14 protein-coding genes are annotated in these 23594 nt (G+C 55.9%); 7 read left to right on the top strand and 7 right to left on the bottom strand.

The genetic code is table 11. The features are described from left to right. Window positions 1–185: 185 nt before the first annotated feature. The 3 genes from AC2IBB_RS15655 to AC2IBB_RS15645 form a co-directional block, all read right to left on the bottom strand. Window positions 186–1310: a sulfite exporter TauE/SafE family protein gene (locus tag AC2IBB_RS15655; RefSeq protein ID WP_486333764.1), complete on the bottom strand. Its 1125-nt coding sequence runs from the start codon at window positions 1308–1310 to the stop codon at window positions 186–188. A 118-nt stretch (window positions 1311–1428) separates the two neighbouring features. Then, the gene (locus AC2IBB_RS15650) at window positions 1429–2160 is read right to left on the bottom strand and encodes a response regulator (protein ID WP_486333763.1); all 732 of its coding nucleotides are present in this window, start codon (window positions 2158–2160) and stop codon (window positions 1429–1431) included. A 99-nt stretch (window positions 2161–2259) separates the two neighbouring features. Continuing rightward, complete coding sequence (locus tag AC2IBB_RS15645; RefSeq protein WP_486333762.1) at window positions 2260–2631, bottom strand: hypothetical protein; 372 nt, start codon at window positions 2629–2631, stop codon at window positions 2260–2262. 423 nt (window positions 2632–3054) lie between these two features. Between AC2IBB_RS15645 and AC2IBB_RS15640 the strand changes: the two genes are divergently transcribed. Beyond that, window positions 3055–3954 carry a hypothetical protein gene (locus AC2IBB_RS15640; RefSeq protein WP_486333761.1) on the top strand — a complete coding sequence of 300 codons (900 nt, stop codon included), beginning with the start codon at window positions 3055–3057 and terminating at the stop codon, window positions 3952–3954. A 222-nt stretch (window positions 3955–4176) separates the two neighbouring features. On the opposite strand, the gene AC2IBB_RS15635 is transcribed toward AC2IBB_RS15640, so the two are convergent. After that, on the bottom strand, window positions 4177–4986 hold the full coding sequence (locus tag AC2IBB_RS15635) for a phytanoyl-CoA dioxygenase family protein (RefSeq protein WP_486333760.1): 810 nt from the start codon (window positions 4984–4986) through the stop codon (window positions 4177–4179). Window positions 4987–5366: 380 nt separating this feature from the next. On the opposite strand from AC2IBB_RS15635, the gene AC2IBB_RS15630 reads away from it, so the two are divergent. The 6 genes from AC2IBB_RS15630 to AC2IBB_RS15605 all read left to right on the top strand — a co-directional run bounded on the left by AC2IBB_RS15630 (window position 5367) and on the right by AC2IBB_RS15605 (window position 15568). Next, a complete protein-coding gene (locus AC2IBB_RS15630) occupies window positions 5367–6608 on the top strand; it encodes a diaminopimelate epimerase (RefSeq protein WP_486333759.1) in 1242 nt (413 codons plus the stop codon). A 77-nt stretch (window positions 6609–6685) separates the two neighbouring features. Continuing rightward, entirely contained in the window at window positions 6686–8962 is a 2277-nt protein-coding gene (locus tag AC2IBB_RS15625) for an MFS transporter (protein ID WP_486333758.1), read from the top strand. 13 nt (window positions 8963–8975) lie between these two features. After that, the gene (locus AC2IBB_RS15620) at window positions 8976–10481 is read left to right on the top strand and encodes a hypothetical protein (protein WP_486333757.1); all 1506 of its coding nucleotides are present in this window, start codon (window positions 8976–8978) and stop codon (window positions 10479–10481) included. A 150-nt stretch (window positions 10482–10631) separates the two neighbouring features. Then, window positions 10632–11810: an ABC transporter substrate-binding protein gene (locus AC2IBB_RS15615; RefSeq protein WP_486333756.1), complete on the top strand. Its 1179-nt coding sequence runs from the start codon at window positions 10632–10634 to the stop codon at window positions 11808–11810. 48 nt (window positions 11811–11858) lie between these two features. Next, window positions 11859–13034 (top strand): ABC transporter substrate-binding protein, encoded by a 1176-nt coding sequence (locus AC2IBB_RS15610; protein ID WP_486333755.1) that lies wholly within the window; start codon window positions 11859–11861, stop codon window positions 13032–13034. 2 nt (window positions 13035–13036) lie between these two features. Further along, window positions 13037–15568: a cache domain-containing protein gene (locus tag AC2IBB_RS15605; protein ID WP_486333754.1), complete on the top strand. Its 2532-nt coding sequence runs from the start codon at window positions 13037–13039 to the stop codon at window positions 15566–15568. 58 nt (window positions 15569–15626) lie between these two features. Here AC2IBB_RS15605 and AC2IBB_RS15600 read toward each other — a convergent pair whose 3' ends face one another. The 3 genes from AC2IBB_RS15600 to AC2IBB_RS15590 all read right to left on the bottom strand — a co-directional run bounded on the left by AC2IBB_RS15600 (window position 15627) and on the right by AC2IBB_RS15590 (window position 23594). Beyond that, window positions 15627–18152, bottom strand: a complete 2526-nt coding sequence (locus AC2IBB_RS15600; RefSeq protein ID WP_486333753.1) for an EAL domain-containing protein — start codon at window positions 18150–18152, stop codon at window positions 15627–15629. Between the two features lie 127 nt (window positions 18153–18279). Next, entirely contained in the window at window positions 18280–20334 is a 2055-nt protein-coding gene (fusA, locus tag AC2IBB_RS15595; protein WP_486333752.1) for an elongation factor G, read from the bottom strand. A 467-nt stretch (window positions 20335–20801) separates the two neighbouring features. Next, complete coding sequence (locus tag AC2IBB_RS15590; RefSeq protein WP_486333751.1) at window positions 20802–23594, bottom strand: Hsp70 family protein; 2793 nt, start codon at window positions 23592–23594, stop codon at window positions 20802–20804.

Here is a 23594-nt window from a genome sequence, read left to right as displayed (position 1 = left end):
CCTGATCTACAGATCCTGATTCACTAAAGGTAGGAGCGCAGCAGCGCCAAGTCAAAGTGAGCGGCCAAAACAAACTGGCTTATTTCATTGATAAAAACTTGAAAAGCGGCTGGAGGCTTTCCGGCCGCTTACTCGTCATTACGTGAATCCAGGCTGTCAGTGTTGTCCAGCCACGAAGAGCCGCCTCAGCTCACGTCCGCCGCTTCCACCTGTTTCACAGTGGGCCCCTGAGACGGATAGGGATTCTGAGACAAGGACTGTCCAGACATTTCCGCCAGATACGCCAGACGAGTCTTCGCCGCCTGCTTTTCCTTGGCCTCTCCTACCAGTACCGCACCCCAGGCGCGCAGACGTTCAAAGCCATACAGGCAGACGCCCACTGCGCCCACGGCCATCAGAACGCCGCCCACGCCCAACGTGTGACGCTCTACGGAGCAGGTCCAGATAAACTGTCCCACGCACAGCACCGCTACAAATAACAATGTTGGTTTACGCCCGATCAAGTCGACGATATAAGCCCCCAACGGTGCGCCCAGGGCGACAATTGGGGCCGCCGCCAACCAGTTTTCATACACGCCGGGCTGCATGCCGGTGGACAGATTCTTGACGACCACGCCCAGCACGGACGTGAACGCCATAATGACAACGGACGTCGGGATAGCGATCTTGAGGTCTGCGCGGCACAACAGCACCAACGCACTGTAGATCACCATATCAATGCCAACGCCGGTCACGGAAGCAACGGTTGCGCCCGCACACAAACCAAGCATGGCGCCAACGCGAAAATCCCAGTTTTCATCAAACTCAGTCATGCCGCTATGGCCGGCGATTTCGCGGATGCGATACAGATGCAGGATGCCAAAGCTGGCCCAGATCACCGCGAACACAACCTTGATCAGTAATCCGGGGACATAAGGGGCGACAAAAAAGATGCCCAGAGGCGTACCAATTAACGCGCCAAACATAGCGCCGAACAACATGGACCAGGCAAGCGGCTGACGGCGGGCGAGAATAAAAATGCTGGCGCTGGTCATACCGATCGCCTGCACGGCGAAACTAAAGTCCCGCCCCAAAGTCGCCGGCATTTCGAACAGCAATACCAATACAGGAAACCCAATCGTGCCGCCGCCCATGGGCGTAGACCCGGCGGCGTAACTCCCCAGCGCCATCGCCAGGGCAATCGGCCAGTGCTCCGTCACCTCGCCCCATTGATCGAGGCCGAACACCAGGAACGCCCACACACTGTAAAAGCCAACCAGCCATAACAGCCAAATCCAAATGAATTTCTTGCGCGGAGCTTGTATCGTCATAAAAGTTACCAGGCGTTAATTGCAACTGAGCCTAGATACTAAAATGACGCTCCTGTCGGCTGCTATGGACAAAACCGGGACTTACTGTCCCAGGTTTGGTTATTGCCCTGCCCGGCTTTTACTGAAAATCCGAAGGAAAAACATAGAAGACAATGCGCTCCACGCACCCGTCGCTGTCTCGGAAAGGCTTAATCAAAGTTTCCGTTTTCAGGGAACCGCCATCCTTACGCCGCAAATGCAGCTCGCCTTCCCAGCAACCTCGATCCACCACATCCGCGTACAGCGCCTGATACGCCTCACGGGCCTGCCGCTCTGAACGTAATGCGGATGACGCCACGCCGACCAGCTCATGCGGCTCATAACCCAGCCAGAAGCAGAGTTTCTCATTGATATCCGTGACCACGCCGGTGCGATCGATCACCACCACCCCTTCCCTTGCGCTGTCGAGAATCTCCCGAAACGCCTGAGCGTCCCCCCGCCCCGCCGCCGAACGCAATGACTGGGTCACCACGCGCACTAAATCCTCATCGTTCCAGGGTTTGCTGATGAATGTGCTGACGCGAGCGCTGTTGACCGCATCCCGCAACATGGAGAACTCACTCAAGCCGCTCATCAGCACTCGTTCGATACGCGGATACTTGTGACCGACTTTTTGCAAAAACTCCACGCCGTTCATGTAAGGCATGTTGAAGTCGGTGATCACCACATCGAAATCGTGCTGCTGCATCAACCGTAGTGCGGCCACGCCATCGTGAGCGGAATGGGAGCGGTAGCCCCGTCGATGCAGCAGACGGGTCAGAGATTGGGTCACCCCGGGCTCATCATCAACCAAAAGGACTGCGCCGTTCATTGAATCACCCTCTTTCGCTTGATTGTGATTCAAGTCTAGGCGTCAGTCCCCGGTTAGTAAGCGAGGTTTTGGTAAATTAGGGAAACGGTTTGTTATGTCTTATGACCGGATTTGCAGCGCTCCCAAACCCAATAATCCCAGCCCGATCAGGCTGAGTCCAAATACGCCCGCCACGGTTGGATTGGCGGATAACGAAGAGCCGCCGGATATCGATTCTGACGCAGTCAAAACGGCGCTCGCAGGGGCCATATCCGATGACTTGCAGAAGTCCGTATTGATGTAAAGTCCGCCTCCCATGCCGCACTTGCCGGCAGGCAAGCGATCAAGCTGCGGCTCTTCATAGCCGTACTTGATATTCATGCTTTCCAGGGGGCGTTTGATATCGTACTCAGTAGAGTCCGTTGAGGCGACATAGGCCGCTTCCGCGTCCCACGCCAATAACAATAAGAGCCATAGCGATATTGTTTTCATGGTTTCCTTTCCTTGTAAACCGCAAAAGCGCTTCCTGACTATTTCCAGGATCTTCGAACGGCGTTACTCCATATGATTAGATTATTAATCCTTTGGTTGAATCCCGTCCATCACTTTTTGCGACACAGGTCACATTTTCTATAGAAAACTTAACAGTGTAAATTTATAAAAAAGGAAACGCTTTCATATCATAGAAGCCTTTCCACCACTCGTTTCTTCCACTAAGCATAGCGCAAGTGAGCTTAATCGTTTTAGTAATTTTACGTATGGGATGTGTTACAGAAAGGTAATTAAAGTTCGCCTCCCTGTTATTAATCAGGCAGAAAAATAGTCTCCTTCTACTTTTTTGTCTGCAATGACAGGGGCTGCGCAGTTAGCGCGTGGCGTACATCCCTATTTTGGTTCTCTTGGAAAATATAACGAATGAAAACACGTAGCATCGCTTTGGTATCGGTATTAGCTTTGCTCACAGGATGTGGCGGTGGTGGAGGCGGCGGCTCTTCATCAGGTAATAGCTCAACGGGAAAAAACACAATCAGCGCCTATGAATTCTCGCTAGCCAGACAGGCGTACGCCATCACTTATGCGCCGCTGGCGGAAGCACGGTTATACAGCTTCCATCTCTTTGAACTCGATGACAAGGCGTTCCCCGATTCTCTGAATCAAGAAAAAAACGTTACCTGCCCTAATAGCGGTTACTACACCGTCAAGTTCAAATCGCTGGAAGCTAAAACACTCACACTCACTCAGGCTTTCTTCAACTGCTCCATGGACTACGGAGTCATGGACAACATCACTTTCGTGAGCGGCTCTCGCGACATCTCAATTGAGCTTCCAGAAGGCGATGCGCTTGAAGTGACGACAAAGTCAGTGAATGACGACGTAAACGTCTCTCTGGACGGTCTGCCGTTTGAATACTCAGGCGTCATTACTTCCAAAGTGACTCGCAACGATGGAGAAGACAACTACCCGGTCAAGATGGAAGTCACCCTTGGCGGCGACGTCAGCCTTCTCACGGACGCGTATTTCACATTGAATGAGATGCATAAAAGTATTTCTCCCGTTCAGTTCACGATCAAGCCAAACGCCGTTTTGCCAAGGGTCATGAAAGTCAAAACCAATGGCTCCGTCATGCTGGAGAGCCTTTCGCTCAAACAAGTACTGGTTTACCCAGGCGATAAAGAAGGAGATGGCGGCCTCCTCGGCGTAGAACGCGACTCTCTATTCGAAATGGACAGAGGAAGAGTGATCTTTATCACTAATAAAGATCTGGGCGGGCGCACTTCCATCACTCGTCTTAATGATCATTTCAGTGACCTTTAATAATTGACGGCAAAGCGATCAACTTTGCAGGCAAGCTGCGCAATGACGTCTTTACGTCAACGCACTTAAACGATTTCGATCGACCGCTCCCGACGCAAGACGGTTTGCTACTTCTCATTGTCGGGAGCGGCTTTTTTTCAGCGCTGAATAGGCGCCGCCCGCTTTGACACCATGCTGCGCTTATCTTTTACAGAGCTTATCTTTTCAGAGCTTGTCTTTTACTTACAGGCCCAGCCCTTTGTATGTGTAATAACCGGTGACAATCTTGCGCTCGCCTTCTTTCAACACCGTTGAGCGGTGTAACGCGCGCGAATCAAAGATAAACATGGTTCCTTTCTTGCCGGTCACGGTCTTTTCTTTGTATTTCCAGAGCTTACGAATCGTCGCCGCCTCGTGAGGCCAGAACATGCCGGAATAGTCGGTCATTTCCGTGTAACGATTGTTTTCATCCGTGCGGAAATGCAGAAAGTAATTGTACTCCGGCCAGTAGCGCCACAAATGGTTCTTGTGACTGCCCAGAGTAATCGTAGTCGGCGCCTGGTTTTCTGTAACATCGGTGAGGTATACCCAGACTTTTATCCGGTGACGCCAGTCATCGAAGTGATGATGGTTGGACTGGGAGGAGGTTCCCACCTCCCTCTTCTCTTCATAGAAGGTTTTCAGCAACTCGCACTTACTGGAGCAGTATCCCTTGATCAGACTGAGGACCATGGGATCTTCAAAAATCTTACGGGTCATCGGCGCAGCGTTGACGACATCGTAAACGCGGGAAATGCCGGTATCGATATGGCCATTGGCGACGCGGGTGATGTCCTGACGCTTTTTGGCGGCTTCAATGTCATCAAGGAACTCATCCACCTGCTCCGGTGAAAAATATTCCTCAAACACCACACAACCGTCCCTGTTCAACGTGTCCAGGTGCTCTTTGTATTCCTTCGCCACCGGGAAAGGAGAAAGAGCGCAACGAATTTTGTAGTCCAATTTCTGTACTAAAAAATCCACCATTGAATCTTTAGCGTACAAGCTCAGCATGTCAGACTCCTTCGGCTATGCGGGCGTCGCCGATAATCAAAAAATAATTTAGCTTAGCCGCTCACAACTGCAGAATGTCAGCAGGCCGCTAAGATATAGCAGAGCGGACGCAAATGACTGTAAGCCTCTGTGGAAATTTGCAAGCGATACGCCCCATCCAGATACACAGATAGGGAGCCCGATCGGCTTATGTATCAGAATTTGACAATACATTTCTCACAAAACTTCCATCACTTCCTCGCGCCCTTCGCGATCACAGTTAATAATCTAAGTTTACCAATCATTTCCAATTATCGCCGTTATGCAATGGCGAAGAATTTAGACCATGCTATTTTCTATGGCGAATTTGTACTGTTTGTCACCAAGTGAGGTCACTCCAGATGTTCATAGATAAGAACGAAACAGCAGTAACCGCGAAAACTGTTCCTTTCGTTAAATACACTTCCTGTGGTAATAACTTCGTTATTGTCGACGCCACCGAGGACAGCGTATTGGCGGAAATGGAATGGTCCGCGTTCGCACCCAAGGCCACAAGCACGACTTTTGGCATTGGCTGCGACAACCTGCTGGTGGTGCAACGCTCGAATGCACGGACGCTGGACGCGATCGCTAAGGATAGAAACTACTGGGACGCAAAGCCGGATTTATCCGCTGCGGACTATGTTTTCAGAATGTTTGAGCCCAACGGTGAGGAAGCCGCCTGCTGCGGCAACGGCCTGATCTGCATCGCCGACTTTTTGCGTCGCAAACACGGCGTAGCGGTGTCCAATATCGCCACTGAAATCCCGTTGTCCACTCCTAACATCATTTCCATCGGCAGCCTCGGCTACGACGGCAGCTGGGTCAATCTGGGCATGCCCCGCCATACTCCGACTCAACTGGTCAACCGCGACAGCCTGACCCCGCTGGATGACACTATCGACATCATCGAAGAACTCACCATTCAGTTCCGCCGGGACGACCTCAAGCCCTTTACGGATGCGTCCACTTTGACGATCAAGGGCTATCTGGTGTTCACGGGAGAGCCCCATCTGGTGATTTTTCCGGACCACGACTTCTCCGTGCCTGAGCTGGCCAACTTTATTTTCGGCGCCACTCCCGAAGGCCATACGCCAGAAGACAGACGTCGTGGCTTGGGCGCCTGGCTGGTGCATCGCATCGGCACTTTCATCAACAATCGCTGCCGCCATATTTTCCCCGAAGGCGTCAGCGTCAACTTCGCCCGCATCCATAATGTGGACTCCGTCTCCAACCGCTGCTTCGAACGGGGCATCAACCGTGAGACGCTGGCCTGCAGCACTGGCGCGCTGGCGGTGGCTTACGTGGTGCAACAGTTGTTCTCCATGCCGATTACCAATATCAACCTGCTGCCGATCCGTTGCCGCGAAGAAGATCCGGATGCAGTGATCAATATTCAGCAAACCAGCGATGGCTGGGTATTGACAACCAAGCCCTACATGCTGTTCGAAGGTCAATATCGCATGCAGCCGATCAACGTGACGGCGCCCACCGTCAACGAATATCTTATGGCGGAGAGCGAAGCGCGTTTATTTAAGCAGCGCCTGACTCTGGAGGCGGCCAATTCAGCCATCATCCGCAAGCGTTTGATGGCCAAGCAGTAATCTATTCGTCTGATAGTAGTCTGGAGGTATTTCAATGAGTTACGATCGTCACACTTAGCTAAGAGGACCGTCGCTACATGGACGCGCTAAACCCGTTGCGGTTTTCCGCAAGAATGACGTTGCTGTTGATTCTCACACTGCCCCTCAGCGCTTTCCTTTCTTATGTTGTATTCGAGCGTTTGCACGAGCAGCACTTTCTGTCCGCGTCGCTGTATGACGCGGGAGCCGTAAAACTTCGTATCCAGGATACGATAGATTCCGAGAATCTGAGTCAACGTCGATCCGAGCTTGCGGACAGGCTGCGGGAGTCCGCCGCATACAACGCCGTATTGCAGGGCCCCGGCGTTCAGAGCAGTCGCGCGTCCGCCGTCGCCGAACCGGAGCTGGCTCTGGCCCAGGATGGCGAGATCATCCTGAGTACAGACGCCAGCCAGCTCGGCGCCGAGCTTCCCAATGCTTATCGCCTGAAAAAACTGCTTGATAGTGAACTGAAATATGCGTCCACGCCGGAGCGTTTTCAGATCCTTCTTCCAGATGCGCAGTCCAACTCGAATCTGGCCGCCATGCTCTCATTGGATAAGGCCGCTATCGCCGCCAACGGCGATCATCGCGCCCGTCAGATATGGGATAGTCTCGCGCAAGGGTTCATCGCCGGTTTCGCCGCGCTGGCGGCCATGACCTTGCTGTTGATGTTGCTCAATCGGGTGGCGAACGTCTCCATTGAAGAAGGCGACGGCAAAGGCGCCCGTCGCTTCGCCCGACTTGCTCGCGCCTGCGCCGGAATTATCACTGCCGTAAGCGCCCATGGAGCCCTGTTCTTTTGCGCATGGCTCGCCATTCAAACGGACCTCGCCACGACCCGCGGCGACGCGACGCAGAGCCATGCGGAATTCATCGCCCTGATCGCGGATAACTCCACGATTATGCTGATCGCCCTGTTGATAGCGGTGGAAATGTCCGTCGTTCTGTTCGCTTCGCGCACGCCAACGGAAGCGCCGCAAGCGACCGAAACCGCTCCGTCAGCTCCCTCGCCCGCCGCCTCCGAACTGTATAAGGCCATGCGCCCGGCGATATTCCTGTTTCTGTTCGGCGTGGACCTGTCCATGTCGATTCTTCCCCTGCACATGGAAAGGCTGTATGAAGTCATGCCAGGCATCTCCAGAGAATTCGCGCTGGGGCTGCCCGTTGCGGTGGAATTCTTGTGCGTGGGCATCGCCATCTTTGTTTCCGGCGCCTGGCTGGATCGTAAAGGCTGGGTGCAGCCATTTTCCGTCGGTTTGCTGTTGACCCTCGCGGGAGGACTGTATTCCTGGCAGGCGCCTGACGCCCTGCAGTTTGTCCTGTCCCGCGCTATTCTTGGCTTCGGTTACGGCCTGACCCTGCTGGCGGCGCAAGGCTTTGTCGTCCGCCACACCAACACCCGCACCAAAACTCAGGGATTGGCGCACTTATTCGCTGGTTTATATTCAGGCAGCATCTGCGGCGCCGCCACCGGCGCCCTGATCGCCGAACGCTTCGGCTACGAAGCCGTGTTCCTGACCGGCGCGCTGCTGGTGTTCACCGTCGTCGCCTATGCCGCCATCTATTTGCGTCAGGGCGCATCCGGCCCAGCCAGGCCCCAGAGCGCCGCCAGCCCGGTGACGCAAGGCGGAGAAATCAGTATCTGGCGCTTCCTCGGCGACCGCAACGTGCTCGCCGTCAGTCTGCTCAGCAGCCTGCCCGCCGCCATCGCCGCCATTGGCTTCATGCATTATTTCACTCCGGTCTACCTCAGCCGCATTGGCGCTCCGGAAGCCAAGATAGGCCAGATTCTGATGCTGTTCGGACTCTGCCTGACCTTTCTCGGCCCGCTGGTCGGACGTCTGGCGGACCGAATGCCAAGCAAGAAAATTCCAATTTTCATCGGCGGCCTGTTGGGCAGTGTGGCGTTCCTTTCGTTCATCGGTCTGCAGGGCGTCGCCGCCACCTCTTGCGCGGTCATTCTGCTGGGGCTGTCGAACTGTTTCGTATTATCCTCCCAGAGCGCGTACGTTCTGCATCTGGACGTCAGTAAAAAACTGGGCGAAGGCAAAGCGCTCGGCCTGTTCCGAGCCTCCAGCCGTATTGGTCAGATGCTCGGTCCCATGTTGTTCGCCGGCTTGGTCGGGCTCTCCGATATTCGTCACGGGGTGGCGGTGTTGGGCGGCGTCTACCTGATCACCGTCATTCTGTTTCAATTGCTGGCCGCGCGGGAGACGCCCGCAGGCGACAGCGGCAAAACGGCGGAAAACGCAGCGCAACCGGACCTCGGTTCACAACGCCCGCAAACTCGTCAAAGCCAGAGCGCATTATCCAGCCGCCGCAAAACCGCATAAGGACCTCAGCATCATGGAATCACTCCTCTCGGAAAGCAGCCTGACCGATTCGCTGCTGGCCAAGATTCGCACGCGTCTTCCCGTCGTGGACGCAACCCTGCAAAACCACGCCGCCTCCCTGGTCTGCGACTATACACGGAGCGGCTTCCGCATCGCCCAACGCAGTTACCAGCCCCGCCAGGACTTGGCGGATGCGCTACGGACCTACGTAGCCCCCCTGCTTGGCGACGCCATCGCCGAAGCAGTCAGCGCAGACATTCTGCATCACCCGGTGGCCCTGACCGCCAATCATCATGGCGTGGACTATTTCGCCCAGTCCGTGCAAGGCACGCTATTGTTTGGATTGTCCGCCGCCACCACCACCTTGCCAGTATTCGCCTGCGCCAATATTCCTCTCAATAACCTGACCTACCCTCGCGGCATGTTGCTGTACCCGGAGGCGAAGTTCGCCGACAGCGCTGACAGTGGCGGATTTCCGCTAAAGATCCCCTTGTTCCCCGACCGCCTGAAGCGCACCATCGTCGCCCGCGCTCCCGCCCTGGACGCAACCATGCTCCAGAATGCGCAAAAGCGCGTGCGCGCCGCTTGCAGCGAAGATTCCCGCCTGACCAAGGCCGCGCTCGACATTCTGCATGACGACTATGAGGCCCAGGCGGTAATGTCCGCCGCCCATTATTCAGACCAGGCCGTGCTGTTGAATCAACGAATCTGGCGCCGTCTGTTCGCCGCCGACGTCGCCGCGCCGACGCTGGTGTATCTGGAAATGGAAAAAATAGCGACTATGCTTCTGGAATATGACTTGGCTAACCCGGATAGTCTCGCATCCATACTCTTTTTCGAGCAGCCTTTGTTGCGGGCTCTGGACGCTGAACTGAAGGGAGTCAACGGTTCCGGCACATGTCTGTTCTGGGGCGTTGACGACGCCGGGCGCAGAGTATCACTCGGCCTGTCGGCTGAAGACGGAGGCGCGGCGACATTGCGTGCAGTAGACGGACAACAAAGCGACTACGCAGTTCCCGTGGCGGCCGAACCGTTACTGCAGGAACTCCGCGCGGGAAGGCTAATGCCTTCTTTATTCACGAATTTTCTTGTCATCGCACTGGCACGCGGCGTAACCTGCGCCGGCGGTTACTATCAGGCTTCCTATTTGCCCCGTATGCAGCGAGGTGTGATGAACGCATTGCATCGTTACAACGGCGAAGACGCTCGCTTTCAGGCCATCGCTGAAACCTTCACAGGTTTCTATCTGTCTGGCATGCAAACCGTCGTCACCCGCACTCGCGACGATGGCTACGCGCCAGCGGGGCCGGTTGAGATAATCGCCGCCGGCGGATTGGACGCAAAGGCCATCGCGCGCATTCGCGCCATGACCGTGGAGCAGGCGCACATCGCCTCCCTGCTGGAAACGACGGCGGATGTCATAGCGGGTCAGGAATCCATGCCGGCGGGCTGGACAGCCGCTCTGGCGGATGAGTGCCGACGCCGCCTGGAAGGTATTCCCGTAACCATCCCGGTGTAAAATGGCCTGATAGTGCGCTATAAGAGCGCAATAGAAACAAAGGGTTAAATGGACAAAGTTGCAGTAGCGCAGTAAAGCAGTCAAAGCGAGTGAGGTGTTAGGGAACTATAATTGCGAAAACGAGTTTGGGGAGAATAAGGAGAATAGCGAATGAGGATAAAACTTTATCTGGTCGCTCTGACAACAATGATATTGACGCTGCCCGCCAGCGTCGCCACGGCGGCCACATCCGCCAAAGTCGAAGCCGCTTCCAAGTTCAGCATGGAGCCGACGACCAATGAGGGTAAACGCTGGCGAATTGGCTACTACGAAGGCGGCGAATACCCGGACTATCAACGGGAGTTGATTGTCACGGTGCGCTCGCTCATGGATCTGGGCTGGATCAAAAAGACAGATTTACCTCTCCAAAAAGGCGATCAGACCAGCGATCTGTGGCGCTGGCTGTCGGAGTCCGCGCAGAGCGACTATATCGAATTCGTCAAAGACGCTCACTACAACGCCAATTGGGACGATAACCTGCGCGCCCAGATGAAAAAAGACATCATCAAACGTCTCAATGAAAAGAAAGACATCGATATGATGATCGCTATGGGCACCTGGGCCGGACTGGATCTGGCCAACAACGAACACAGTACGCCCACGCTGGTGTTTTCCGCCAGCGACCCCCTGTCCGCCGGCATCATTAAGAGCATCGACGACTCTGGTTACGACCATTTGCACGCCACCATGGACCCCTTCCGTTATGATCGGCACATCAGGGTGTTTCATGACATCGCCGGTTTCAAACGCCTCGGCATCGCCTACGAAAATACCCAGAATGGCCGCAGTTACGCAGCGGTGGACACCATCGAAGCGTTGAGTAAGGAACTTAAGTTCACCATCGTGCCCTGCTACACCAAAAGCGATATCGCCGACGTCAGCATGGCGGAGCACAGCGTTCTTGACTGCTTTCAGAAGCTGGCGCCGAAAGTGGACGCTATCTACATCACCGAACAGGGCGGCGTCACCCGGAAAACGCTGCCGCTTATCGTAAGAACAGCTCAAAAGCACAACATCCCCACGTTTTCTCAGTCCGGCTCGGAAGAAGTCCGCTATGGCGTTCTGGCCAGCCTGTCCCAGTTCAATTTTAAGTACTTCGGCGAGTTCCACGCACAAACCATCGCGCGGATTTTCAATGGGGCCAAGCCCAACCAGCTGCCTCAATTGTTCGAGGAACCGGCGAGAATGGCGCTGAATTTAAAAACAGCAGAGATTATCGGGTTTAACCCCTCCCTGCTGTTACTCGGCGCCAGCGATGAAATTTATAGAGAGGTTGAAGCGCCCCAATAAGCGCAACCGCCCGCTCCCAGAGCGGGCGCCTGCAACATGGAGCATGTCATGCGCAATTCGATTACCAGGTCTGTCTCTCTCCTCACAGGCGTGCTGGGACTCGCGCTCCTGCTCGCCTTGACGCCTCCCTCCGTCGCCTCTCATCCCCCTGACGCACCGCAGTCGCAAATCCCGCCTGCTCACGCCCCCTGGCGGCTGGCCTACTATGAAGGCGGCCCCCATGACAACTATCATGACTACCTGGAAGCGACCATTCGCGGTTTGATGACGCTGGGGTGGATCGAGCAGGCGGAGCTGCCATCCAGCAGCATCGACGCGCGCACGCTTTGGACCTGGCTGGCGCAAAACGCCAAAAGCCAATACCTGACGTTTCTGGACGACGCCTACTATTCAGCCGACTGGGAGCAAGGGTCCCGGGAGAAAGTCCGCAAGGATATTATCGATAGAATGAACCGGCAGGATGATATCGATCTTGTCTTCGCCATGGGCACCTGGGCCGGGCAGGATCTGGCCAACGATCGCCATCACACCCCGGTATTTGTAATGTCCGCCAGCGACCCGATTCAATCCGGCATCATCAGAAACGCCGAAGATTCCGGCTATGAACATGTGTTCGCCCGGGTGTCGCCCCAGCGTTATGAGAAGCAGCTGCGCGTATTTCACGAAGCCGTCGGCTTCAAAAAACTGGGGGTGGCCTACGAAAACTCCGTGGACGGGCGCGCTTATGCAGCGCTGGAGAACATAGAAAAAGTCGCCAAGGAGAATCGCTTCAAAGTGGTAAGTTGTTATACCCTTAGCGATATTCCGGACAACAGCAAAGCGGTGGAAAGCGTACTTTCATGCATCGACAAGCTGGCGCCGGAGGTGGACGCGCTGTACATTACCATGCAAGGCGGCGTAAATGAGCGCAGCATTCCGAAGATAGTTAAAATCGCCAATCAGCATAAAATACCCACTTTTTCCCAACTGGGCTCGGAAGAAGTAAAATACGGCGTTTTAATGAGTATGTCGCGACCGGACTTTGAATCCGTCGGTAATTACCTGGCTTCCTGCCTGGGTCGGGTTATAAACGGGGCGAGCCCAAGAGCCCTGAAACAACTGTTTGAGGAGAAAACCAATATATCCCTTAATCTTAAGACGGCGGAAGTCATTGGCATTTACCTGCGCGCAGACTGGCTCGCCGCTGCAGACGAAATTTATCGAGATATACAGGTTCCCGATTAAACATGGTTCGAGCTAACAGCCGTTTTTTCAGCCGCTACCGTTTTTACTCGCTAAGAACCAGGATAATTTCTCTCATCCTGTTGATCATGACCACCGTGGCGCTGTCGATTCTTTACTTCACCCACCGCGATGTGGGCCGCGCCATGCTGCACGCCGAAGAATCGTCAGCGCAGAACGTGTTGAAGCTGGTCGAGCTGAATATCAAGGGCGGATACGATCAATTAACCGGCGACAAGATAGAGATCCTCTCCAACCTGCAGAGTGATTTGCAGAGCGTGTCAGAGATCGCACAGTCCTCTTTCAGGGTATACGGGGAGCTGTATAAATCCGGCAAAGTCTCGCAGGAAGAAGCGGAGGCCATGGCCTTCAAATGGCTGCGGGAAGTGCGTTTCGGCGAAGTGGAAGTCTTCGTGTTCAACCGTCAAGGCGGCGTTATGGCCCACCCGGACCCCAGTGTGGAGGCGACTTACATCACTTCGCTACGGGACTTCAAAGGCCGCGTCATCTATCAAACCATGGCGGACGATAATCTGGACGCTTCCGGCGACAAAGCCATCTTCAACTGGCGTAAGCCCGGCAGCGACCGCGACAGTCGGCATATCGGCTATTTCCTGCCCCTGCCCGACTGGAAACTGACCCTGGTCGCCATGGTGGATTTCGAGTACGTTGAAGCGGAAAGCAGGAAGAAGATGAGCGCCATCATCGACAGCCTGCGGAAGACCTTTCCTGACATAAAAGTCGCCAATACCGGTTACGCTTACTTGTTCGACGGTCAAAGCGAAGTGCTGGTGCCGCCTCCCAGCAAAAGCGGCGAAGCCGAAACGCCTCAGCCGCTGAATGGCGAACAACGGGATCTGCTGACAGAGCTGATCGGCCAAATCGCCGCGCAGGAACAAATCGGTCAGGTGGTGTACCACTACAGTGATCCCTTTGTCGTTGGGTCCAGGCCCGATCAGGAACGGCAGGTGGTGGCCTATGTCAGCTATTTCAAACCCTTCGACTGGTATCTGTCTGTGGTGGTGCCAGTAGAGGAAATCTCCGCCCCGGCGGAGAGTCTGGTGAAGAGTCAAAGCCTCGTCATCGGTTTCTTCTTCATCGGCAGCATTCTAGTGGCCTTTATCTGGGTGTCGCGCATATCCCGGCCTCTCGACTTTCTCACCAACTACGCCAAGCAGCTGCCCTCCCAGGACTTCCTCAAAGACGAACAGCCCAACAGCACCATTCAGTCCCTGGCGGTGCGCTCCCGTGATGAAGTGGGGCGTCTGGCGGAGTCCTTCATCTTTATGGAAGTCGAGCTGAAAAAGAACATCAAGGAAGCCTGCCGCGAGAAAGAAGCGGCGGAACAGGCCAACCAGGCGAAGAGCGAGTTCCTGGCCAGAATGAGCCATGAAATCCGCACGCCCATGAACGGCGTGCTGGGCATGGCCAGTATTCTCGCTGACACGCCGCTGTCAGAAAAGCAGCGCAAATACCTGGACACCATCGTCAGCTCTGGCGAATCGCTGCTGAACATCATCAACGACATTCTGGACTTCTCCAAAATAGAAGCCGGCAAGCTGGAGCTGGATAACCATGCATTCAAGCTGCCGGAGCTGCTGTCCTACCTCACGGATATCTTCTCGCCCCGCGCGCACAGTAAAGATATAGAGCTGAGCTGCGCCCTCAGCGACGGCATACCGGAAACTCTGATCGGAGACAGCGGACGCCTGCGGCAGATTCTCACCAATCTGGTGGGCAACGCGCTCAAGTTCACGCAGCAAGGCAGCATTCAGATCATTGTGGAGATCTGCGACGAGGACGCCCGCAATCTGAAGCTGAAAATATCGGTCTGCGACACCGGCATCGGCATTCCCCAAGAGAAGCAGCAACAGATATTCGAGTCCTTTTCCCAGGCTGACGGGTCCACTACCCGCACCTATGGCGGCACCGGTCTCGGTCTGAGCATTTCCAAGAGTCTGGTGGAGCTGATGGGCGGCGAGCTTGGCGTGGAAAGCATTCCCGGAGAAGGCTCCACCTTCTGGTTCTCCGTCTGGCTGGAAAAAGACCCCGCCACCAGCGGCGTCTCCACCCTGTCCGCTAAAACAGGAACCGGCGTCACAAGCCGCAGCCAGAATCCGCCGCTTAGCGGGCGCGTTCTGCTGGTGGAAGATCATCCGATCAATCAGGAGTATGCCGTAGAGCTGCTGAATATGATCGGCATCACTGCGGACATTGCAGAGAACGGACGCGAAGCGCTGAGCCGCCTCGCCAAGAACCATTATGATATGGTGCTGATGGATTGTCAGATGCCTGTCATGGACGGCTATGAAACCACCATGGCCATCCGCGCCGCAGAGCAGTCCCACCCCGGCAGCCGACGGTTGCCGATAGTAGCGTTGACCGCCAACGCCCTGCCCGCGGACCAACAGCGTTGCATAGACTCCGGCATGGATGATTTCCTGGCCAAGCCGTTCAATATCCAGCAATTGTATACGTCACTGGCGCGCTGGCTGCCCCCGGCCAAAACGCGTATCGCGGACCGCAGCGCAAAATAGTGGCTCAGATGAACCGCCACGAAGCCAAGAGAAGAACCGGAATGATCAAGACAGGCGTCTAGACGCCTTTCTCGTATTGCTTGAACGCCGCGCCAAGTGTTTCCTGCAGGTGCGTGTTGTCCCAGGGTTTGGATATATAGCGATATATCTCACCCTGATTGATCGCCCCCTCCAGACTTTCAGAGGAGCCGTGCCCCGTGAGCAATATCCGCAATGACCGCGGATGCATGGTTTTAATTTTGGAAAAAAACTGTACGCCGCTCTCTCCCGGCATCTGCAAGTCCGACACAATCACCGCCACTTCACGCCGCGCCAGCACTTCGTACGCGTCTTCCGTGTTTCCCGCCACCAGCACCTCATAAGCTTCGTCACGGAGAATCCGCTTGATGCTGCGCAGGATGTTGACGTCATCGTCCACCACCAGCACTGCGCCCTTGTCATTGCTGCGGCCAAACTCGCTCATATCCAGCCGCGGCCGTTCCTTGAGCATGGCGCAGACTTTGTCTTCCGGCAGCGGGCGGCTGAAATAGAAGCCCTGTATCGCATCGCAACTTTCCGCTGCTAACAGTGAAATCTGGCCGGCGGTCTCCGCCCCTTCGGCGATCGTCTTCAGGCCCAGGCTCTGCGACATGCGAATAATGGCTTTGACGATAGAGTAGTCGTCAGGATTATTTGTCAGCCCGGACACGAAGGACTTATCGATTTTCAGTTTGTTAACCGGAAAGCGCTTGAGATAGCTGAGGTTAGAGTAGCCCGTGCCAAAGTCATCAATGGACAATGACACGCCGATATCCTTGAGCCTCTGCATGAGAGAAATTGAGGTGACCGGGTCCAGCATGGAGAGAGATTCAGTTAGCTCCAGCTCCAGATATTTGGGCTCCACCATGTACTGATCCAGCGCGCGCTTCACCAGCTCTTCGGTTTTTTGCTCCATAAACTGCAGCGCGGAGATATTGATCGCCACCGGCACAATTTTCAGTCCTTGCCGCCGCCAACTGTCCAAACGTTTGCAGACCGCGAATATCACCCACTCGCCAATGGCGGAAATTAAACGCCCCTCTTCCGCGGCGGGAATAAAATCCCCCGGCGGCACCAGCCCCAGTGTCGGCGACTGCCACCGTATCAATGCCTCCAGTCCGATGATCTTACCTGTGCTCAAGTCCACCTGCGGCTGGTAGTGCAACACGAACTCGTCGTTTTCCAGCGCCAGCTTGAGGCTGCTTTCCAGCTTCAGGCGTTCATTGAGGCGATCCTGCATCTGGTGCGTAAAGAACTGGTAGGCGTTGCGCCCTGATTCTTTGGCTCGATACATGGCGATGTCCGCATGACGCATCAGCGCTTCCACGTTGTCGCCGTCTTCCGGAAAACTGCTGATGCCCAGGCTGCAGGTAATGGAGTGATTCTGCCCCAGCAACAAGACCGGCGCACTGACAGAAGCGATCAGACGCGCCGCCAGATGGGTCAGGTCGCCCTCGCTCTCCAGATTATCCACCAGCAGTACAAACTCATCGCCGCCAAACCGGGCCAGCGTGTCGCAACTGCGAGTGCATTCCTGCAGCCGCTTCGACATGATATTTAGCAGCTCATCGCCAGCGTTATGTCCCAAGGTGTCGTTGATGAGCTTGAATTTGTCCAAGTCGATAAAAATCAACGCCAGCCGCGACTCATTGCGCAATGCATGATTGATCGACTGGGAAACCCTGTCCAGAAACAGACTGCGGTTAGGCAGGCCGGTCAAAGCATCATGAGTGGCCTGAAACTCGATCGCCGCCTCCTGACGCCGTCTCTCAGTGATGTCCCGCAATACAAACATGTGAGAAGGCGAACGGTGATAGGAGATAGGAATACAGTTGACCTCCACCTCCACACGATTCCCGTCCAGCTGCCGCAACAGCATGATCTCAGGCGGCCCGGCGCTCCTCTCCGTCGAGCAGGCCTGCTTTAACTGCATCACTGCGTACTCTTTCTGGTCATCGGAAACGAAATCCAGTAGAACGCGGCCCAACAGTTTGTCCGGGTCGTCCGCTTTTAGCATTTTCACTGCCGCGGAGTTCAAGAACACGATGCCTTCGTCGCTTTCCACCAGGATAGCGTCCGGCGTCGTCTCCACCAGTTTGCGATAGCGTTGCTCGCTGTCTTTCAGGTGTTGATAGGCGGCTTTCAGTGCGATATGGGTATGCACCCGCGCCACCAGCTCCTCCACTTGAAAGGGCTTGGTGACATAGTCCACGCCGCCGGCGTCAAAGCCCGCCTTCTTGCTTTTGACGTCGCTGAGCGCCGTCATGAAGATCACGGGTATATCGTCGCATCCGTCCAGTTTTTTCAGCTTACGGCAGGTTTCGAACCCATTCATTTCCGGCATCATGACATCCAGAAGAATGAGCGAAGGCTGGCTCTGCTCGGCGATTCGAAGCGCCTGCAAACCATTTTCGGCGGAGATTGTGCGATAGCCTCTGCTTTCCAGACAGGCCACCGCGACATCCAGATTGAGCGGCGAGTCGTCGACAATTAGTACCGTGAACTCAGAGAGATCCTCTATCGTGGCGCAATCCTCGAATCCATCAGCTTGCAAGATAGTCGTCATGAAAGAGACTCTGATTCCCGTTAGCCATTATCCAAAAGATAGCTCCGCGGCCATAGATTTCAAGGCCGCTTGCAGCGCCGCCGCCCTAATCACGCCGTCATATCCGGCTAAGCGCCTGTCATGCGGCTTATCCACCGCTTTGTTTTTGTTTGTAGCGATCCATCAACTCATGTTGCAGTTTCGGGGGCGCGTAATCGTAATGGCTGAACTCAAGCGTGTAAGCTCCTTCACCGCCAGTCATTGATTTCAGTTTGGACTGATAATTGTCCAGCTCCGCCAAAGGAATCAACGCCGTTACCGCAGCCCGGTTGCGACTGAGCGCGTTGCTGCCGGTCACCATGCCCCGCGAGCCGGAAATATCTCCCGTGATATCCCCGACGCTGGCCGCCGGCGCGGTCACATTAAGTCTCACCATCGGCTCCAGCACCATGGGTTGAGCTTTGGTCACCGCGTCCAGAAAGGCTTTCTTACCGGCGGTGACAAAGGCGATTTCCTTGGAGTCCACAGAGTGATGTTTCCCGTCATAGACCGTCACGCGCAGGTCCTGCAGAGGAAACCCGGCGATGGCGCCGCCCTCCAGCACCTGGCGCACGCCTTTTTCCACGCCAGGTATGTATTGAGAGGGGATCGAGCCTCCCACCACTTTGTTTTCAAACTCAAACCCCTTACCCCGCTCCAGCGGCTCTACTTTCAGAAACACCTCGCCAAACTGTCCGGCTCCGCCGGTCTGCTTTTTATGCCGGTAATGCCCTTCCGCCGGTTTGGAGATGGTCTCTTTGTAGGCGATGGAGGGCGGATGGGTGATCACCTCTACATTGAACTGCTGTTTCATACGCTGCAACACGACGCGCAAGTGTAAATCGCTGACACCGTACATCACGGTTTCGTTCAAAGAAGCGCGATGCTCCAGCTTGAGGCTGGGGTCTTCCGCACAGACTTTCTGCAAGGCGTCAGACAGTTTTTGCTCGTCGCCTCTGCGCACCGGCTCCAGGGCGATGCCGCAGATCGGCGGCGGAAAGTCGATGGATTTCAGGTGGTATTGCTCTTCATCCGTCGAATCATGCAACACAGAGTCGAATTCAATGTCATCCACCTTCGCCACCGCGCAAATATCCCCGGGGACGCCGTAGCCGGTCTCCCGCGTCTTTTTCCCTTGCAGCTTCAACAGGTGAGCGACTTTGAAGGGCTTACGGGCGTCCCCCACATACATTTGCGTATTAGGCGTGATGCGCCCCTGATGAATGCGAAACACGCCCAGCTTGCCCATATAGGGGTCCACGGTGACTTTGAACACATGGGCGATGGCGTGTTTGTGAGGGTCCGGCTCCACCGCCACTTTGCTGGCCTCAGCGCCCTCGCCTTTCAAGAACTGTGGCGGGTTGCCTTCCAGAGGCGTCGGCATCAGGTGGGAAATGACCTTCAGTAATTCCTCTACGCCTGCGCCGGTGTGCGCCGACACGAAGCAGACTGGAATCAGGTGGCCTTCGCGCAGGGCCTGCTCAAAGGGATCATGCAACTGGGCGGGATTCAGCTCCTGGCCCTGCTCCAGATAGACCTCCATCAACTTCTCGTCCACTTCCACGACTTGATCGACCAGCGCGCTGTGCGCCTGCTCCACCGAAGAAAAGTCTGTGACGCGGCTTGCATCCGGCGCGAAATAACAGTCTACGACAGCATGGCCGGACTCCGCCGGCAGATTAATCGGCAGACACTCAGAGCCGAACGCCTCGCAAATGCTGTCCATGAGTTGACCAAAGTCGATATCGTTCATGTCTATCTTGTTGACGATGATCATGCGGCAGAGTTCGCGCTTTTTCAGCGCCGCCATCAGCCGTTCCGTGACCATCTCAACGCCCGCCTGAGCATTGATGACCACTGCGGCGGAGTCCACCGCCGGCAAGATGCTCAGTGAGCGGCCAAGAAAGTCAGGGTAACCGGGGGTGTCGATAAAGTTGATGTGAGCGTCGTCGTAATCCAGGCTGCAAACAGAACTGTAGAGTGAATGCCCCAGTTCTTTTTCCTGCGGATCGAAATCGCTCAGTGTCGCGCCTTTTTCTACGCTGCCGGCGCTGGGGATTTCCCCCGATTTGACCAAGAGCGCTTCCAGCAATGTCGTCTTGCCGCAGCCGACATGTCCCAGAAGCGCGATATTGCGGATATTTTCTGTGTTGTACTGCGCCATAGCTCTTCCTTTTAGTAAGTGGAGACGACTTGCGTCGTCGAACGGGAGCTTCGGCCAGTATCCCGCTCGCATTTCGCACGGAGGACCCGTCGAAAAAACGAACTGCGATGGATTCTGGAAGGAGTATTTCTATGAATTAAAGCAGAAAAATCAGGTTTTGGGAAAAGGCGGGGTCAACAAAAACGGAAAAAGAAGTAATGGGCATATTCAGCGGAAATAAAGCGCAATTTTGCACAGAAGTCACCCTGCGCTAAGGAGATACTATCCCTGTCCGACAGCGGTTTCAGAAGCGCTTACCCCGCTTCTGACTCCCCTTCCGCTTACGGAAGCTGCTCCTGGCGACTGCGATCACTGGAGAAGCTCCCCAGCGACCGAGGCGTTAATGAGCCAGGGTGGGCGCCTCGGTTTTTTTCCTCATCCAGGCCGACGAAACTGGCGTTAGCTGGTCAGCTCTGACGATTCTGCGACTATTCCATCAACAGCTTGAGGCCGGACGGCAGCGCCTCGCCAAATACGCGTTTGGTTTCCGCTTCATCCAGCTCCACCACCTGTGACGCCATGTCGACCCAGACCGCAGGCGCTTTCACGCTTTTCAGCGCAGCAATCACCGCATCGCGATCCGCTTCGGACAGGTCGCGCACGCGATCGCCGCTCATTCGCGACAGCATGACTGTGGCGAACGCCGCTTCCTGGTTCTTTTTCCAGTCCTGCTTGAGCAACTGCGGCAGCCACCCCGACACAGTATCTGCGGGAATGACGTTGTGAGCGCTGCCGTGGAAAGGTTGTCGCGAAGCAATGCGTCCCAACGCCCACCAGCTGGCGACCGGCTCACTGGGTTTCTGCAAGCGTTGCAACAGCCACTTGGCGACTTCCACTTTGGTCGCCACCGGTAAGCGCTCCAGCGCCGCCGCCAGACGCACCATGTCCTCATATGACTTGAAGGCCGGGGTCGCCAACAGCTTGCGACTACGCAATGCGGCCGGATTGATATAGACCGCCGCATCCTTGTACACGCGCTGTTGCTGCTCGCTGTTGAGTCCTCCGGCGACGCGACGCCAGAAGGTCCACCATTCGCTCCACAGCTGCCCTTCTTTATCGAACTGCAGGCCCTGCTGGTACATTTTCCATACCTGCTGTACGCGCCAGTCGTCCAGCGGGTCGCCAAAGCCAGGCCGCAAACAATAGCCGGCGAAGTTCAACCAGATACGCTCGTGCGCCGCTGAGCGGCGGCGGTTCCTGGCGCCTTCCAGAAACTTATCGAAAATAGCCCGCAGCGTGGGCATATCCCATTGGTCGCGTTTGCCGAGCAGCTTTTCCAGATCGTTACGCAGGGTTTTGATGGAATCGCCGCCTTTCTTGTCAGAACTGTACGCGGCTTCGATTTTGTTCGCCGCTTCAGCGAATTTGGCGGGCAGTTGCGCCCCACAGTCTTCCGCCGGCGTCTGTTTGCGTAACTGAAAATCCAGGCGCCAACGCGACGGGGTCACGCCATCGCTCTCAATCCCTACACACTCCACCTGCAAAGCGCCGGCCTCCGTCAGCGTCGCGCTCAACTCCACCTCCACTTCCGCGCCGCTGTCATCTGTTTCCGCGCTCAATGCGGACACCATCGGCGGCAGGAAGATGAAATCCTCTTCGTCCATCTCTTCCAGGTCACCGGCGTTGAAGATTTTATCGCCTGTGGAAGACGCCAGATGAAAGCGCACCGGGCGTCCGATGCGCAACGCGAATTTACGACCATGCAGACGAATTTCTTCGCCTTCTTCCGTCGCTTTGGGCAATAAGCAAACGCCAAATTTCTTATCTGCGGCGGCGTCACTGGACGCCTCTACAATCAGAAAATAAGAACGGGCCGAACCGCCGCCAATTTTGATCTGCGCGCCTTTACGCGCCAGCCCGTAGGCCACCGCGCCAAAAGCCACCGCCAGATTGGGGTGCGCATTATCCAGCAGCTTGACCGGGGCGCCGTTCCATTGACTCAGCAACGCCCGCGCCCGCTCGCTGAGTAACGGGCTGTTGAATACGCCGCCGTTCAGCAACAGCACGTCGGGAACCGCCGCAGCCGTTTCGCTGGTCTTTAGCGCCTGTCGGCAGGCATGCTCATGACGGGCCAGGAATTCCGCAATGTATTTGCTGACGGCGGGGTCCGGCGCATAGGGCAAACCAAACTCCACCACCGCGCTGCGGCGTTTGGCGGGACGTTCGCTGAATTCACAGAGAGGAAAGAAGCCGTCCACGGCGATCTGGTGCGCTTCTTCACGGGTCAGCTCGCAGCTTTTGGCGCCGCCGATCAACTTGGCGCCGCCGCCCAGCACGGTCACGGATGCGGCTTCGGGCGCTTCCGGCGACAATAGTAATTCTTTCGCTTTTCGGGTTTGCTGAATCAGCTGGGAAAGCGCCGCTGCGCTGAGTTTACGCGCGCTGGCGATGCGCTGTTCCGCTATGTGCGCCAGCGCCAGATCGATATTGTCGCCACCCAGCATAAGATGGTCGCCCACACCGACGCGATTCAGGGTCAGCTCGCCTTTGCCGGCGGCGCCGGCCGCCACGCTGATCAAACTCAAATCCGTGGTGCCGCCGCCGACATCACACACCAGCAGCAGTCTGGCGTCCTGCAGTAAAGTCTGCGCCTGCTCTTTATTACGAGCGCACCAGTCGTACACGACGGCCTGCGGCTCCTCCAATAACAGTACTTCCGGTAAGCCCGCTAAGCGGGCGGCTTCCAGGGTCAGAGAACGGGCGCCTTCATCAAAAGAAGCAGGCACGGTGATCACGACTTCCTGCTGCTCCAGCAGATCTTGCGGATGCTCCCGGTTCCATGCCTGCCTGACGTGATGCAGATAGCTGGCGCTGGCGAGCAACGGAGAAACTTTGACCACATCTTCCGCTGCGGCCCAGGGCAATATATCCGCCGTTCGCTCTACCTGTGGATGGGACAGCCAGCTTTTCGCGCTGGCCACCAGGCGACCGTCGACCTTGGAGCCCAACTCCCGCGCCCATTCTCCGATCACCACCTGGCCGATCTCGCCGGGCAGCGCCTGGGGACGCCAGGGCAGTTGCAGATGATGCTCCGCAATTTCTCCAGGCGCTGGATGGTAGCGGAAAGACGGCAGCATGGGTTTCCTGGCCAATTCGCCCGGCGCCGCCAACTGTTCGATTTCAAACAGACGGGGCACTGCGTTTTCCGTTCCCGTCGAAATGTCCGTATAAGCCACCACCGTATGCGTGGTGCCCAAATCTATCCCTACCAGATATTTCAC

The organism is Hahella sp. NS-SX17, assembly GCF_057367735.1.
This window is presented reverse-complemented; position numbering and strand designations above follow the sequence as displayed.

Coding starts and splice junctions, on each gene's coding strand:
- AC2IBB_RS15620 (WP_486333757.1), top strand. CDS start 8,976: ATGGAATCACTCCTCTCGGAAAGCAGCCTGACCGATTCGCTGCTGGCC.
- AC2IBB_RS15610 (WP_486333755.1), top strand. CDS start 11,859: ATGCGCAATTCGATTACCAGGTCTGTCTCTCTCCTCACAGGCGTGCTG.
- fusA (WP_486333752.1), bottom strand. CDS start 20,334: ATGGCGCAGTACAACACAGAAAATATCCGCAATATCGCGCTTCTGGGA.
- AC2IBB_RS15640 (WP_486333761.1), top strand. CDS start 3,055: ATGAAAACACGTAGCATCGCTTTGGTATCGGTATTAGCTTTGCTCACA.
- AC2IBB_RS15645 (WP_486333762.1), bottom strand. CDS start 2,631: ATGAAAACAATATCGCTATGGCTCTTATTGTTATTGGCGTGGGACGCG.
- AC2IBB_RS15625 (WP_486333758.1), top strand. CDS start 6,686: ATGGACGCGCTAAACCCGTTGCGGTTTTCCGCAAGAATGACGTTGCTG.
- AC2IBB_RS15600 (WP_486333753.1), bottom strand. CDS start 18,152: ATGACGACTATCTTGCAAGCTGATGGATTCGAGGATTGCGCCACGATA.
- AC2IBB_RS15650 (WP_486333763.1), bottom strand. CDS start 2,160: ATGAACGGCGCAGTCCTTTTGGTTGATGATGAGCCCGGGGTGACCCAA.
- AC2IBB_RS15655 (WP_486333764.1), bottom strand. CDS start 1,310: ATGACGATACAAGCTCCGCGCAAGAAATTCATTTGGATTTGGCTGTTA.
- AC2IBB_RS15615 (WP_486333756.1), top strand. CDS start 10,632: ATGAGGATAAAACTTTATCTGGTCGCTCTGACAACAATGATATTGACG.
- AC2IBB_RS15605 (WP_486333754.1), top strand. CDS start 13,037: ATGGTTCGAGCTAACAGCCGTTTTTTCAGCCGCTACCGTTTTTACTCG.
- AC2IBB_RS15630 (WP_486333759.1), top strand. CDS start 5,367: ATGTTCATAGATAAGAACGAAACAGCAGTAACCGCGAAAACTGTTCCT.
- AC2IBB_RS15635 (WP_486333760.1), bottom strand. CDS start 4,986: ATGCTGAGCTTGTACGCTAAAGATTCAATGGTGGATTTTTTAGTACAG.